Here is a 13,239-nt window from a genome sequence, read left to right as displayed (position 1 = left end):
GCCGCGGCGGCAGGCAGCCCGGTTCCCGCCCCCGGCGTCCGGTCCGGCACGACCGGACGTGCCGCACCCGGCCGGACGTCGGCCGGACGTCGGCCGGGAGCGGGAATCGGCGGAGGCCGTGTCCCCGGCAGCCGACCGGAGGCGGCTGCCGGGCCGCCGCACGATGCCGCTCCGTCACTCCAGCCAGGCGCCGTCGCGCAGCAGCTCACGGCCGCGCAGTTCGTTCGCCTCGCGCCACGCCTGCACCCGGCTGGGGGTGATGCGGAACCAGCGGTAGCAGGCGGCCGCGGCGCGCGGGTCGAATCCGGTGCGGGCCGCGAACCGCTCGGCCCGCTCCCGCGGCAGGGCGTCGAGCTCCAGCACTTCCACCGCCCCCTCGATCATGGTCACATCACGGGTGGGGCCCAGACCGAGCCGCGCGGTCCGGGTGGCGGCCAGATTCCGCCCGGTCGGGCTGCCGGCCGGAGTCGACACCAACAGGGCCTCGCCGTCCCAGTCGAAGGACAGCGGTACCAGATACGGGGTGCCGTCCGGCGAGGCGCTGGCGACCCAGACGTCGACATCGCCGCCCAGCCGGTGCTCGGTGTCCCGCCGGCGCCGGGCGCGGGTGCGGGGCGCGGCGCTCATCGGTCCTGCAGCAGGCCGAGAAGGTTGCCGTCCGGGTCGACGAGAGTGGCCACCAGGCGGCCGCCGCCCACGTCGTGCACAGGCTCCTTCACCACGGCGCCCGCCGAGGTCGCCTCGGCGAGCCCGGCCTCGATGTCGGTCACGTGCCAGTAGGCCAGCGGAGCGGTCAGGCCCTGCGGGCCCCCGTGCGGGACCAGGCCGATGTGCTGGCCCCCGGCCTCGTAACCGACGTAGTAGGGGCTGTCCTGCTGTGGCGGGACACCGAGCAGGGCGGTGTACACGGCCTGGGCCGCCGCCAGGTCGGACACGGGGTGCAGCACGGTCTTGATGCCGAGGGTGGCAGAGCCGCTCATGATCGCTCCTGTGGTCGCGGGTGGATCGCTCCGGTGGCCCCGGGCCGATCGCCGTGTCGGCAGCCTCTCCCGGAGGTGGCCGCGGCCACCTCCGTGCCGGCCACGGAAGCCGCCACGGATAATGAGTCGGTGTCCACTCCAGTGATCTCGGCCCGCGAGGCCGAAGTACTCGGTCTGCTCGGGGAACACCTGAGCAACGCGGAGATCGCCGCGCGGCTGTTCATCTCGGTGCGCACGGTGGAATCGCACGTCTCGGCGCTGCTGCGGAAGCTGGATGTGCCGGACCGGCGTGCCCTGTCGCGGCGGGCGGCCGAGTCGGCACGTGCCGGGCGGTCCCGTCCGGCACCCGCCCTGCCGACGCCGCTGACCGCGTTCGTCGGCCGCGCGCGAGAGTGCGCGGAGCTGGCCGGCGCTGTCAAGGCGCATCGGCAGGTGACCGCGGTCGGGCCGGGCGGGGTGGGCAAGACCCGGCTGGCGCTGGCGGTCGCCGCGGAGGTCGAAGGCGACTTCGCCGACGGCGTGTGGTTCTGCGACCTGGTACCGGTCACCGACCCGGGCCGGGTGGCCGCGGCGGTCGCCGCGGCCATGGGGGTGGGAGAGCAGCCCGGTTCCGGCATCGACGACACGGTGGCGGCGGCGCTCGCCGACCGGGAGGCGCTACTGGTGCTGGACAACTGCGAGCAGATTCCCGACGGGGTGGCACCGTTCGTGGAGCGGCTGCTGGTGGCCTGCCCGCGGGTGCGGGTGCTCGCGACCAGCCGGGCCCGGCTGATGGTGCCCTTCGAGTGGGTCTTCCCGGTGCCGCCGCTCTCGCGGGTCGGCGGGGGCGACTCGGACGCCGCGGCCCTGTTCGTGGAGCGGGCGGCGGCGGTGGGCCGGGCGTCCGACCCGATGCCCGGCGACCAGGTGGCGGCCCTGTGCGAACGGCTCGACGGGATGGCGCTGGCGATCGAGCTGGCAGCGGCGCGGTGGGCCACGCTGGGGCTGGACGGACTGACGGCCGGCCTCTCCGACCAGTTGCGCATCCTGTCCGGCGGCCCCCGCGCCGATGGCAGGCACCGGTCGGTGCGGGCCGTGCTGGACTGGAGCCACGAACTGCTGGAGCCGCAGGACCGGGCGCTGCTGCGGCGGATCTCGGTGTTCGCCGTGCCGTTCACCGCACGAGCGGCGGCGGAGGTGGCCGGGGTCGCCCCGCTGGATGCTGCCGCGGTCGCCGACGGGCTCGGCAGGCTCGCCGAACAGAGCCTGTTGACCGTGGCGCGGACCGAGACCGGCACCCGGTACCGGGCCCTGGCGACGATCCGCCAGTACGGGGCGGAACGGCTCGCGGACTCCGGTGAGTCGACCGCGGTCCGCTCCCGCCATCTGGACTGGTGCCTGGCCGCGGCGGGCGAACTCGCCGACTCGGCGGACGAGGGCCGCAGCGCCCGGTTCGACGCCCTGGCCGAGGAGTTGCGGACGGCCCTGGCCTGGGCGACGGAGCGGCCGGAGCGGCGCGCGGACGCGCACCGGCTCGCCCTGTACGTGGCCGAGTTGGCCTTTGCCCGCAATCTGCTCGACGAGGCGCAGCAGCGGTTCGAGCAGGCGGCCGGGCTCGCCGGGGACGCTGCCGGGGCCGCGGCGCTGCGGAGCGCGGCCGGGGTGGCCGGCTGCCGCGGAAGCGGTGACGAGATGTTCCGCCTGCACCGGGCAGCGGCGGCGGCCGCCCGCCGGGCCGGGGACGCCGCCGCCGCGGGCCGGGACCTGGCCACCGCGGCCACCGTCGCGTATCGCTTCTCCAGCACGTTCGCCCGGATTCCGGAGGTGAGCGAGGCGCGGGCGCTGCTCGCCGAGGCCCGGGAACTGTGCCCCGAGGGCGACCCGGCGAACGATGCGGCCCTCGCGCTGGCCGAGACGGCGGTGGTCGCCGACGCGTACGGCGCGGTCCAGGGAGACGCGGACAACCTCGTGCAGAAGACGGCCGCATATGCCGAACGGGCGGTCGAGCTGGCCCGGCTGGCGGGTGATCCGGTGGCCGAGTCCGCTGCTCTGGACGGGCTCTCGGGCGCCCGGAGCTGGGCCGGGGACACCTTCGCCACCGCCGCCGCGGTGCGGCGCCGCATCGAGGTGCTGGACCCGCTGCCGCGCACCCCGGCCGCCACGCACGAGTTGGTGGACGCCCTGGCGATGGCCGCGGGTACGGCGCTGGGGGTGGGCGAGCTGCCGGAGGCCCGCCGCCGGGCCGGGCAGCTCGCGGACCAGCCGCTGCTGGCCGAGGTCGGCCACCACGCCACGTCCTGGCTTCTGGTCGCGGACGCGTTCGCGGGCCGCGGCTCCGAAGTGCTCGGCGGCAGCGCCCGGTTCCGCGACGCGTGGGAGCGCAGCGGCCGGCAGCGGTCCTCCTCGCTGGGGCCGGCTGCCGCCTCGGTGGCGATGGTCCACGGACTGCGGGGCGACACGGAGGCCCGGGCGGAGTGGCTCGCCGTCGTCGACGAGGCCGGCACTCCGCAGGAGTACCGGCGCGGCTACGGCGCGGTCTGCGACGCGGTGGTACTGCTCCACCAGGGTGCCGCGGAGGCGGCCTGGGAGCGTGTGGCACCGGAGCCGGACCAGGTGTGGAAGTGGGTCTGCTGGATCTGGCTGCACTGGTACGTGGCGCTCCGGGCCGAGGCCGCGGTGCTGGCCGGACATCCGGAGGCCCGCGGCCGGGTCGAGGCCGCCCGGCGCACCGTCGCCGGCAACCCGGTCGCCTCCGCCCAGGTGGACCGGGCCGAGGCACTGCTGGACGGGGCCCCGGAGCGGCTGCCGGCCATCGCCGCGATGTTCGAGGCGGCGGACTGCCGCTACCAGTCGGCTCGCACACTGCTGCTCGCCGGGGGCGGGCACGCGGCGGCCGGTTCGGCCGCGCTCGCCGCCCTCGGCCTCGCGTCACCCGCGGCCCCCGCGGCCTCCCGATAGCCGCCGGGACACATGCCCGGGAGGGCGGGCGGCGCGGACGCGGCGTCGGCAGAGCCGCCGTTCGTCCGGCCCCCCGGGTCCGGCACAGTGTGCGCCGGGCGGGCCTCTCAGCTCACCGCCCGCTCGACGAGCGCGGCGATCCGTGTCTCCACCTCGGGCGTCACCTCGGTCAGCGCGAAACCCGCCGGCCACATCGGCCCGTCGTCCAGCCGCGCCTGGTCGCTGAACCCGAGAGTGGCGTACCGCGCCTTGAACTTGGCCGCGCTCTGGAAGAAGCAGACGATCTTTCCGTCCAGCGCGTAGGCGGGCATCCCGTACCAGAGCTTCGGTGCGAGGACCGGTGCGGCGGCCGTCACGACCGCGTGGACGCGCTCGGCCATGGCCCGGTCCGAGTCCTGCATCTCGGCGATCTTCGCCAGGACGTCCCGTTCGGCCTCCGCGGCCTTCTCGGCCTGCGAGGTGCGGCGCGCCGCCTTCTTCCGCTCCTGCGCGTGCTCCTTCATCGCGGCCCGCTCCTGTGCCGTGAATCCCTCGTAGGCGCTGCTCTTGGTGCTGGTCATGGCCGGCCGTCCTCGTCGTCGTGGGTCCTGTCGGCCGGTGTCGCTCCGCGGCCGCTCGCTGTGGTCACAGCCTCTCCCCGGCGCCACCCGCACGGCATCCGTGCTCAGCACGGAGAGCGCCACGGACGGGCGTGCGGGGCAGGCCCCCGGCGTCCAGGTCGACGTCTTCCCAGCGGAGCCCGAGCGCCTCCGCATGGCGGAGACCGAGGGCCAGGGCGACGCCGCAGCGCGCGCCGTCACGAGCGTGGCGGTGTCGACGAGGAGGTCTGAACCTCCTGGGCCTGATGCAGGTTCGGGGGACCGCACCAGCTGCGACAGCTGACACACAACTGGCCCGCCAGAACGGAAGGAGGCATGGGGCGGGCCTGTTGTGCCCGAACCGAGGTGGTGCCACGAGCCTCGGTGTTTCGTGACGGTAAGGAGCGGCGCGGCCGGGTCTACTTTTCAGTGCGGCTGGACAGGGCCTTGCTGAGGGCGTCGAGGATCGAGGCCTTCGCGGAGGAATCACGGGGAAGGACGAGGCTGAGCACGGCCGTGATGATGAGGGTGACCCGCACCCCGTCCGCCACGTCGGGCGCCTGCGCCACCGCTGGAATCCAGGGCAGCGCGACGGCGGCGGTGAGGAGGACGACCGGGGGCCACACCGCAGCCGCGGTCCTGCGCAGCCGGGAGAGGGCGGTCACCGGCGGAGCCGCGGCGGTCAGGGTCTCCCAGTCGTCATCGATCAGCGCGAGCACTCCAGCCCAGAGGGACTCGGTGACGATGTCGAAGGAGGCTGGACCGCTGGCCCGGGCTATGGGCGTCCGGTGCTGCCGGATAACGGCGGCCAGCCGCAACGTGTCGGCCCGGGCTGGCCCGCGCCCGTCTGGGAAGGGGCGGGCGGGCAGTGCGGTCTCCGCCTTGCGGGCCGCCTTCTCCAAGGCACGTTCCACCGCCTTTCGTGAGCCTTCCTGGAACCAGGTGCCGCGGTGGGCGTGCGTGACTTCGCAGACGTCGACCAAGCCGAGGAGCAGCCGGTCATAAGGTCGCAGGACGGGGCGGACCACCCACTTGATCAGGGCGAAGCACATCGACATCCAGCCCGAGACGAGCAGGACGATTGCCAGGGTCAAGAGCACGGCCTGAGCGCCCTTGGCGGCCAAGCGCACCAGGGCATCACGGGCGGTGGGCCAATGTCCGCCGTGGACGTCTCCCGAGTAGGCGAAGAAGAAGAGAGAGACGGAGACAAGGCCGAGGCCGAGGGTTTGGAGTAAGGCCATCCGCCCGCCATGCAGGCTCCGCCCGCGGGGCGGCCGTAGGTACATATGCTGGGTCCGCAGCATCATGACGCCCGCCACGACAAGGAAGCCGAAGCCGAGCCACCGGAACGCGGAGTGGGGCCCGGGGGCGTCATGCGTGTTGATGACATGGTTGAGCCACGGGAGCCCAAGGGACACCTTGTCGTGCCCGTGGACCAGCCGGATGATCCAGGGAAACGCGGCGGCGAGGAGGAGCCCTCCCGGGATGGCAAGCGGCCACCACTCTTTTGTGACCTCCTCATGGATGGCTCGGCGGGCAGCGGCCCTGGCCACCGCCCTACCGACGAGTGCGGTCTCCTCCGCGTTCAGTGCAGCGCCGCAGGAGGCTGTTACTCGGTTGCGGTACCGCGCAGCCTCCGCGCGGACAAGGTCGATGGACGACTGACTCACGGCTGCTCCTCCCAGGGCAGATGAAGCAGGAGAACCCCAGCACTATGCCCGCCTGAGCTTGCAGTGACGGACGGTTCGGTACCTCTGACCAGTGGCACACACCATCCGGATGCAGATACCCGGCGCGCCCTCGCCCCGATCACCCCGTACCCCGCACGAGGCCGACGCCATGCACCGCGACAGCGTCGCGACACCAACCTCGTGAAAGCGCGAGACGGGAAGCACTTGAGATCAGCCGGCGAGCACGCAAGGACCAGGCTCAGCGCCGACGCAGCCCGACCGCTGAGCGACGACCCGAATTCGTCCTGCCGTTCCATGGGCTGTCTCTGGTGAAGCCGGCCAACGATGAGGGCTGGTACCTAGGAAGTCTGAACAACGATGGAGGTGTCGGCTGTTGGAGCGTCGACGACAACTTGCACAAGGCGCTTCGTGGTCTGTCGCCCCGTCGGTCTCGCTCCGGGTCGACAAAGCGAGGACCGTCTCAGATTCCGTCTCGTTCAGCCCCGTTCACGGCCGTTGAGGCGAGGCCCGGAGTCGCCACCGTACCGCGGCGAACGGTCGATGGACCCAGGTGAACGCCCCCGGACGACGTTCCCCGCCCCACCACACAGTTACGGGGCGGCACCGACGGCCCCTGGCGACGGAGCCGGGCTCACCCCTCGGCCGGGGTCCGGGGGGCGGCTCGCAGGGCGGCCAGAGCGGCCAGTTCGGCCGGGGTGCGCGGGGCGGACGCGGCGTCCTCCAGCATCTCGTACGCCAGCAGCAGCTGCCGAGCGGCGATGCCCCACGGCAGTCCCAGACCGGCCTCGCGCAGCAGTTCCGGGCGTGCGAGGACGGCGTCCACCGGACCGGAGCGCACTCCGGCCGGGGTGAGCAGCGCGGCGTCGTCGGCCCAGCGCAGCGCGAGATCGACGTCGTGCGTGGCCATCACCACGGTGGTGCCGCCGTCCCGGAGTTCGTCGAGGGTCGTCAGCAGCCGCTCCTGGCCGTCCGGGTCGAGCCCCGCCGTCGGCTCGTCCAGGATCAGCACCCGCGGCCGCATCGCGACCGCGCCCGCGATCGCGGCCCGTTTGCGCTGGCCGTAGGAGAGCAGATGGGTGGGCCGGTCGGCGAGTGCCGCGATGTCCAGCGCGGTGAGCGCCTCCTGGACGCGCTCGTGCACCTGCGCGGCGGGCAGCCCGAGGTTGAGCGGCCCGAAAGAGACGTCCTGGGCGACGGACGCGGCGAACAGCTGGTCGTCCGGGTCCTGGACGACCAGCTGCACGGCCGTGCGGAGCCGGGTGAGGCCCTTGCGGTCGTGCCGGACCGGGTCCCCCGCCACCACCAGTTGCCCGGTCCGAGGCCGCAACCCGCCGCTGAGCAGCCGCATCAGGGTGGTCTTGCCGCTGCCGTTGCGGCCCAGGAGGGCGAGGGCGCGGCCCTCGTGCACCTCGAAGTCGAGGGCTCCGAGCACGACCGGGCCGTCCTCGTACGCGAAGGACACGCCCCGCAGAGCGACCAGGGCCGACTCGTTCATGACAGCGGGCTCTCCAATCCGAGGGTGGCTGCGGTGACGGCGGCGAGCAGCAGCAGACTCGCGGCGGTGAAGCGGGGGGAGACGCGCGCTTCGGGCACCAGGACGCGCAGCGTTCCCTCGTAGCCCCGTCCGGTGAGGCCGGCCTGGAGCCGCGCTGCCCGGTCGAAAGCGCGTACGAAAGCGATCGCGCCGAGCCCGGCCGCAGAGCGCCACTGCGCGGACCGTGTGGTGTGTCCGAGCCGGGCGGCCTGCGCCTCCCGCACGCGGCGCACGGAGTCGAGGAGCAGGAAGCCGGTGCGGTACGTCATCAGCGCGACGTCCACGACGGGCGCGGGCACCCCGGCCCGGACCAGACGCGGCAGCAGGTCGGACATCGGCGTGGTGAAGGCGAACAGGAGCACGCCGAGCGAGGCCGCGGAGGTGCGCAGCAGCAGCCGGCCCGCGCGGGCGGGGCCGCCGTCGGCCAGGGAGACGAACGCGTCCGGGCCGCCGACCTGGAACAGCAGGGTGACCGCTCCGGTCACGCAGAAGCCCAGCGGCACCCGGTAGGCCCGCCAGAGCCTGCGCGCCGGCACCCCCGCCGGGCCCAGCAGCAGGGTGAGCGCCGTCCCGAGCACGAGTGCGGCGCCGGGCCAGGGCGGCAGCGAGATGGCCAGGACGGTCAGCCCCAGCCCGAGCACGGCTTTGTCCACGGGGTGGCGGCGGCGCCAGCGGCTGCTGTGCGCCGCCGCGTCGATGGGCAGCACGCGGGTCAGATCCGCCCGGTGGCGGACTCGTCGGCACCGCTGTCGGTGTGCTCGTCGGCCTGCCGTGCCCGGGCGGCCCGCCGCTCCCCCTGACGGCGGCCCCGGCGCAGTCCGAAGTAGTAGGCCAGGACGCCCGCGCCGAGGGCGGCCTGCAGCGCGAAGAGCGCCGACTCGATCTCGCCGGAGGGTGGTTCGTACAGCGGCGAGAACCACGGCTCGTAGTCCGGCTCCAGCTCGGTGATGGCCGTCTCGGCCTGCGCGTCGGAGCCGGCGAACGGCTCTTCCTTGTCGTCACCGAGCCCCAGGGCCAGCGGCAGGACGGCGAGTGCCGCCACGAGGAGGAGCAGCAGCGCGTTGATCCTGGTGTTGCGCTTCATCGTGCCGCCGCCTCCGTCTCGGTCCGCTTCCGCCCGCCCGACAGGAGCACACCCAGCCGGGTCAGTTCGCCCTTGCTGGACTGCACCAGCAGACGCATGACGAGCACCGTGAGGAGCCCCTCGCTGATCGCGAGCGGGATCTGGGTGACCGCGAAGATGGAGCCGAACTTGCCCAGTGCGCCGAGGAAGCCGCTGCTCGGGTCGGGGAAGGCGAGCGCGAGCTGCACGCTGGTGACGCAGTAGGTGGACAGGTCGGCGACGAACGCGCCCGCGAACACTCCGACCATCAGCGGTGCGCCGAAGCGCCGCAGCAGCCGGTAGGCCCCGTAGCCGGCCCACGGCCCGACGATCGCCATCGAGAAGACGTTGGCGCCGAGCGTGGTCAGCCCGCCGTGCGCGAGCAGCAGCGCCTGGAACAGCAGCACGATGGTGCCCAGCACGGCCATGATCGGCGGCCGGAACAGGATGGCGCCCAGACCGGTACCGGTGGGGTGGGAACAACTGCCGGTGACCGATGGCAGCTTCAGTGCCGACAGGACGAACGTGAAAGCACCCGCGGCTCCCAGCAGCAGCGTGCTCTCGGGATGCTCCCTGACCTCACGGTTCAGGGACCGGGCTCCGTGGACGACGAACGGCGCCGCCGCGACGCCCCAGGCGACCGCGTGCGCCGGAGGCAGAAAACCCTCGGCTATGTGCATGGCTCAGCAGACCCTCTCCAGCACCTCGTGGATGGACGACGTGCCTTGGCCGGTCTCCTGGCTCACGGGTACACCGCCCGCACTCCGCCTTCCCGGGTCCGAGGACCCAGTGGCTGCCCGCAAGGGCCGGAGCCGGCATTCCCGATCACAGTGGCGAGGGCCGCACCGGTATCGCACCGGATTTCCCGTTCACCAAGGCGTGGCGACACTAGTCGCACACACGCCAGGTGACAAGCCGAGGGCAGTGAGTGCGAAAGCTGAGGTCACCTCGGCGTCCCGGGTCGCGCACCCCGAGGGCCGGGCACCGGCGCGGCACGGCACGGGCGTTCACGCGCGTGCCGAGTGTGCGCGCGGCGCCGGCCGCGCACGTGCGCGGCGCACCGGATCGGGGTCAGCGGGCGACAGCGTCCGGGGAGCCGGGAGGCGGGCGATACACGACGGTTCGCCCGGAGAGGTCCGGCTGCGCGACACGTCCCCGCGCGGCACCCGCCGAGCCGGAACCCCCGGTTCAGGCGGCTGACGCCTGGGGGCCATCGGCCCGCCCTCCCGCGGCGCTACCCATGACGCGGCGGGACGTGCTCCCGAAGGACGCCGGGCGAGCCCCACCGCCCGGGAACCGGGATCCCGTGCCGCCGCGAGAAGGCCGGGCCCGCACGGGCCGGGAACGAGCACCGCGCGGCCCGTCCGCCGGGCCGGGCACGAGCCTGCTGAGGAGACACCACTGATGACGACCTCATCCACGGCAAGGGGAAGCGCCGCCTACACCGCAGCCGTCGCCGATACCGCGGCCGAGGTGCGGGCCGCGCAACGGCTCCGCCACCAGGTGTTCGGCGAGGAGATGGGGGCCGCTGCCGGGTCCCGCTCGTCCGGCCTCGACATGGACGCCTTCGACTCCGCTGCGGACCATCTGATCGTCACGGACACCGCCACGGGCGACGTCGTCGGCACCTACCGCCTGCTGCCGCCGGGAAGGGTCCGGCGCTCCTACGCGGACGGCGAGTTCGACCTGGCGGCGCTGGCGGGTATCCGCACCTCGATGATCGAGGCCGGGCGGTCGTGCGTGCATCCGGACCACCGCTCCGGAGCGGTGATCAACCTGATGTGGTCGGCGCTGGCCCGCTACGTGCTGCTGTCGGGGCACCGCTATCTGGCCGGCTGCGCCTCGGTGCCGCTGGCGGACGGCGGGCGGAGCGCGGCGCACACGTGGGCGCTGTGCGCGGCACGCCATGCGCCGCCCTCCGGCATGGAGGTCTTCCCGCACCGACCGTGGCTGCCGTCGGGGCCGGTGCGGACGGCGGAACCTTCCGGGCCCGGCTCCGCGCTGGTCCCGCCGCTGCTGCGCGGATATCTGCGGCTGGGCGCGTGGGTGTGCGGAGCGCCCGCCCACGACCCGGAGTTCGGCGTCGCGGACTTCTTCGTGGTGCTCGACATGGAGCAGTTGAACGACCGCTACCACCGCTACTTCCTCGGGGAGCCGGGATGAGCTGCTGGACGGTGGCCTCCCCCTGCACCGTGCGGTGCGCGGCGCACCGGGTGCCGCCGGTGGCCGCCGCCGTGCGGGCGAGCCGGTACACGGCCCTGGCCGGGGCGCTGCTCCGGGGACTGGCCAGCGGTCCGCGTCTCGCCCGCGGGGAGGTGCTGCGCACCCGGGCCCGCGGGGTGGTCCGGGCGCTCGGTGCCACGCTGGAGGCCCCGGCGTCCGTCTCCGGACGGCGCCCGGGCGAGACGGGTTCGCTGATCGTCTCCGACCACATCTCCTGGCTGGACGCGCTCGCGCTGCTGGCGGTCGAACCGGCGACCGCGCTCGCCAAACGGGAGGTGGCGCAGTGGCCGTTGTTCGGTCCCCTGGCGGAACGCGCGGGAGTGCAGTTCATCGACCGGGACCGGATCCGCACGCTGCCCGACACGGTGGCGCAGGTGGCGGCCGTGCTGCGCGGGGGCCGTTCGGTCCTGGTCTTTCCACAGGGCACCACGTGGTGCACCGAGTCGGGCAGCGGATTCCGCCGCGCCCTCTTCCAGGCCGCCGTCGACGCCGGAGCGCCGGTGCGGCCGGTGACGGTCAGCTACCGGCAGGGCGGCGAGCCCAGCACGGTGGCGGCCTTCCTCGGCGACGACACGTTCGCCGCCTCGCTGCACCGGGTGATCAGCGCCCGGGACCTGGCCGTACGCGTCACGCCGCATCCCGCGCTGCATCCCGCGCGGGACCGCCGTGCCCTGGCGGCGGCCGCGCACGCGGCGATCCGCGGCACCTGCGCGCCCGCCCATCCGTGAACCGCGCGGCTGCGCGGGACCGGTTCCACTCCGCGCAGCGGCCGTGCGACTTCGCGGGGGGGGCGGGCGCGGTCGGCGGCAGACGGCGCCCGCACGGGGTGACCGGCGCGCTCGGCTCACCCGTCCGCCGGTGCCGCGGGGACGGCCCGCCGCGGGGCGCCCAGGCGGGTGCGGACCGCGGCCGCGGCGCGCTGCGCCGACTCCAGGGCGCCCTGGATCGAACTGGTGGCACGGTGGTCCCCGCACACGAAGACACCGGCGACCTCGACCGGCCGCCGGAAGGGATGCGGAGCGGACATGGAGGGCAGCGCGCGGGGCACCTCGTAGGTGGCCAGCGGCTCCAACTCGCCGAAGCCGGTGCCGTACAGCCGTGCGAGGCGCTCCCGCACGCGGCGTTCCTCGTCCCGGCCGCCCTCGCCGGGCACGACCGTGGTCGCCACGAGTGTCTCGTCCGGCGGCGCGTAGGTCGGGGCGGCCTCGCTGATCGGCACGGTGTTGGTCACCGGGGACGGCTCGGCGTCCACGACGAACGTCGCGTCGGCGTCCAGCAGGCCCCGCACCCGGTGGTAGTAGGTGGTCAGCCCGCGCCACCGCACCGGGGCCAGGTCCGGGAGGAGTGCGTGTGCCGCGTCCGCGTCGGTGGCGAGGACGACGGCGCGCGCGGTGACGGTTCCGTGCTCGGTCACGACCCGGTCGGCGTGTACCTCGCGGACGGGGGTGTGCAGGTGCAGCGCACCGTCGTCGAGCCCGTCGGCGAGCTGCCGGGGCAGTGCCTGCATACCCGCGCGGGGCACGGCGGCCCGGCCCCGTACGAACATGCGCAGCATCAGATCGGTGAAGCGGCTGGAGGTCTCCTGCTCGGGGTCGCAGGTCACGCCCTCGAAGAAGGGGCCCAGCACCCGCTCGCTCACCGCTCCGCCCAGTCCGCGGTGCTGCCAGACCGCGGCCGACGGCAGGTCCGGGCGGCGCAGCAGCACGCGCGCGGGCAGGTAGGCGGCCGCGGCGGCGTGGGCGGCCAGCGCGGCTTTCGCGGAGAGCGGGCCGATCGGCGCACGCAGCAGTCCGGGGACCGCTCTCATCCGCCGGCGCGGATCGCTCAGCCTCGCCCAGCTCCCCCCGGTCCGGATCCGGAGCGCCCTGGGCAGGGCGTGCAGCCGCAGCCGTTCGAGGTCGACAAGGTCGACCTGCCGGGCGAGCTGCGGATACCCGGTGTTGAGCAGCTGGAAGCCCCGGTCCAGCAGGAAGCCGTCCACCGCGTCGGTGCGGATGCGCCCGCCCACTCCGTCGCCCGACTCCAGGACGACGGCCTCCATCCCGCTGTCCCGCAGCCGGCGCGCCGCCGCCAGCCCTGCGAGACCGGCGCCGACCACGACGATGTCGCAGTGCCGGGGCAGTGGTCCGCCGGACTGCTGGCCGGAGCCCGGTCGGCTGCGGGATCGCGTCATCGTGCGGGCTCCTTCGTGCGG

The 13,239-nt window shown here is 74.4% G+C and carries 12 protein-coding genes and 1 riboswitch; of the genes, 3 read left to right on the top strand and 9 right to left on the bottom strand.

The genetic code is table 11. From position 1 onward, the window contains the following. Nucleotides 1-174: 174 nt before the first annotated feature. Both ACFYMO_RS05795 and ACFYMO_RS05790 read right to left on the bottom strand, forming a co-directional pair. On the bottom strand, nucleotides 175-627 hold the full coding sequence (locus tag ACFYMO_RS05795; protein ID WP_366774920.1) for a pyridoxamine 5'-phosphate oxidase family protein: 453 nt from the start codon (nucleotides 625-627) through the stop codon (nucleotides 175-177). Next, the gene (locus tag ACFYMO_RS05790; RefSeq protein WP_366774919.1) at nucleotides 624-980 is read right to left on the bottom strand and encodes a VOC family protein; all 357 of its coding nucleotides are present in this window, start codon (nucleotides 978-980) and stop codon (nucleotides 624-626) included. Before ACFYMO_RS05790 ends, ACFYMO_RS05795 begins: the two co-directional genes overlap by 4 nt. Before the next feature lie 129 nt (nucleotides 981-1,109). Here ACFYMO_RS05790 and ACFYMO_RS05785 point away from each other — a divergent pair, with 129 nt between their 5' ends. Then, nucleotides 1,110-3,917, top strand: coding sequence for an ATP-binding protein (locus ACFYMO_RS05785; protein WP_388544448.1), 2,808 nt, complete (start codon nucleotides 1,110-1,112; stop codon nucleotides 3,915-3,917). Between the two features lie 107 nt (nucleotides 3,918-4,024). Here ACFYMO_RS05785 and ACFYMO_RS05780 read toward each other — a convergent pair whose 3' ends face one another. From ACFYMO_RS05780 to ACFYMO_RS05755, 6 genes are all read right to left on the bottom strand, one after another. Then, nucleotides 4,025-4,477, bottom strand: coding sequence for a hypothetical protein (locus ACFYMO_RS05780; protein WP_366774917.1), 453 nt, complete (start codon nucleotides 4,475-4,477; stop codon nucleotides 4,025-4,027). Between the two features lie 437 nt (nucleotides 4,478-4,914). Beyond that, entirely contained in the window at nucleotides 4,915-6,165 is a 1,251-nt protein-coding gene (locus ACFYMO_RS05775; RefSeq protein ID WP_366774916.1) for a hypothetical protein, read from the bottom strand. 652 nt (nucleotides 6,166-6,817) lie between these two features. Beyond that, nucleotides 6,818-7,681 carry an energy-coupling factor ABC transporter ATP-binding protein gene (locus ACFYMO_RS05770; protein WP_388544444.1) on the bottom strand — a complete coding sequence of 288 codons (864 nt, stop codon included), beginning with the start codon at nucleotides 7,679-7,681 and terminating at the stop codon, nucleotides 6,818-6,820. Beyond that, entirely contained in the window at nucleotides 7,678-8,427 is a 750-nt protein-coding gene (gene cbiQ / locus ACFYMO_RS05765) for a cobalt ECF transporter T component CbiQ (RefSeq protein WP_366774914.1), read from the bottom strand. The genes ACFYMO_RS05770 and cbiQ overlap by 4 nt, the downstream gene beginning before the upstream one ends. 5 nt (nucleotides 8,428-8,432) lie before the next feature. Continuing rightward, nucleotides 8,433-8,804, bottom strand: a complete 372-nt coding sequence (locus ACFYMO_RS05760; protein ID WP_366774913.1) for an energy-coupling factor ABC transporter substrate-binding protein — start codon at nucleotides 8,802-8,804, stop codon at nucleotides 8,433-8,435. Further along, nucleotides 8,801-9,502: an energy-coupling factor ABC transporter permease gene (locus tag ACFYMO_RS05755; protein ID WP_366774912.1), complete on the bottom strand. Its 702-nt coding sequence runs from the start codon at nucleotides 9,500-9,502 to the stop codon at nucleotides 8,801-8,803. Before ACFYMO_RS05755 ends, ACFYMO_RS05760 begins: the two co-directional genes overlap by 4 nt. 29 nt (nucleotides 9,503-9,531) lie before the next feature. After that, nucleotides 9,532-9,714: riboswitch (cobalamin riboswitch) on the bottom strand. 512 nt (nucleotides 9,715-10,226) lie between these two features. On the opposite strand from ACFYMO_RS05755, the gene ACFYMO_RS05750 reads away from it, so the two are divergent. Together ACFYMO_RS05750 and ACFYMO_RS05745 are read left to right on the top strand one after the other, a co-directional pair. After that, entirely contained in the window at nucleotides 10,227-10,985 is a 759-nt protein-coding gene (locus ACFYMO_RS05750; protein WP_366774911.1) for a GNAT family N-acyltransferase, read from the top strand. Then, nucleotides 10,982-11,773, top strand: a complete 792-nt coding sequence (locus tag ACFYMO_RS05745) for a lysophospholipid acyltransferase family protein (RefSeq protein WP_388544439.1) — start codon at nucleotides 10,982-10,984, stop codon at nucleotides 11,771-11,773. Before ACFYMO_RS05750 ends, ACFYMO_RS05745 begins: the two co-directional genes overlap by 4 nt. Nucleotides 11,774-11,889: 116 nt before the next feature. Here ACFYMO_RS05745 and ACFYMO_RS05740 read toward each other — a convergent pair whose 3' ends face one another. Further along, nucleotides 11,890-13,218 (bottom strand): NAD(P)/FAD-dependent oxidoreductase, encoded by a 1,329-nt coding sequence (locus ACFYMO_RS05740; protein WP_366769911.1) that lies wholly within the window; start codon nucleotides 13,216-13,218, stop codon nucleotides 11,890-11,892. Nucleotides 13,219-13,239: the final 21 nt, after the last annotated feature.

It is taken from the genome of Streptomyces sp. NPDC007025, assembly GCF_042869455.1.
Lineage (GTDB): Bacteria > Actinomycetota > Actinomycetes > Streptomycetales > Streptomycetaceae > Streptomyces.
Note: the sequence above shows the minus strand (reverse complement) of the source record. Positions and strands in the feature narration are given on the sequence as shown.

What these genes read in the sequence shown, in the direction of transcription:
- ACFYMO_RS05770 (WP_388544444.1), bottom strand. Translation starts at nt 7,681, where the DNA reads ATGAACGAGTCGGCCCTGGTCGCTCTGCGGGGCGTGTCCTTCGCGTAC.
- ACFYMO_RS05790 (WP_366774919.1), bottom strand. Translation starts at nt 980, where the DNA reads ATGAGCGGCTCTGCCACCCTCGGCATCAAGACCGTGCTGCACCCCGTG.
- ACFYMO_RS05750 (WP_366774911.1), top strand. Translation starts at nt 10,227, where the DNA reads ATGACGACCTCATCCACGGCAAGGGGAAGCGCCGCCTACACCGCAGCC.
- ACFYMO_RS05740 (WP_366769911.1), bottom strand. Translation starts at nt 13,218, where the DNA reads ATGACGCGATCCCGCAGCCGACCGGGCTCCGGCCAGCAGTCCGGCGGA.
- ACFYMO_RS05755 (WP_366774912.1), bottom strand. Translation starts at nt 9,502, where the DNA reads ATGCACATAGCCGAGGGTTTTCTGCCTCCGGCGCACGCGGTCGCCTGG.
- ACFYMO_RS05760 (WP_366774913.1), bottom strand. Translation starts at nt 8,804, where the DNA reads ATGAAGCGCAACACCAGGATCAACGCGCTGCTGCTCCTCCTCGTGGCG.
- ACFYMO_RS05795 (WP_366774920.1), bottom strand. Translation starts at nt 627, where the DNA reads ATGAGCGCCGCGCCCCGCACCCGCGCCCGGCGCCGGCGGGACACCGAG.
- ACFYMO_RS05780 (WP_366774917.1), bottom strand. Translation starts at nt 4,477, where the DNA reads ATGACCAGCACCAAGAGCAGCGCCTACGAGGGATTCACGGCACAGGAG.
- ACFYMO_RS05745 (WP_388544439.1), top strand. Translation starts at nt 10,982, where the DNA reads ATGAGCTGCTGGACGGTGGCCTCCCCCTGCACCGTGCGGTGCGCGGCG.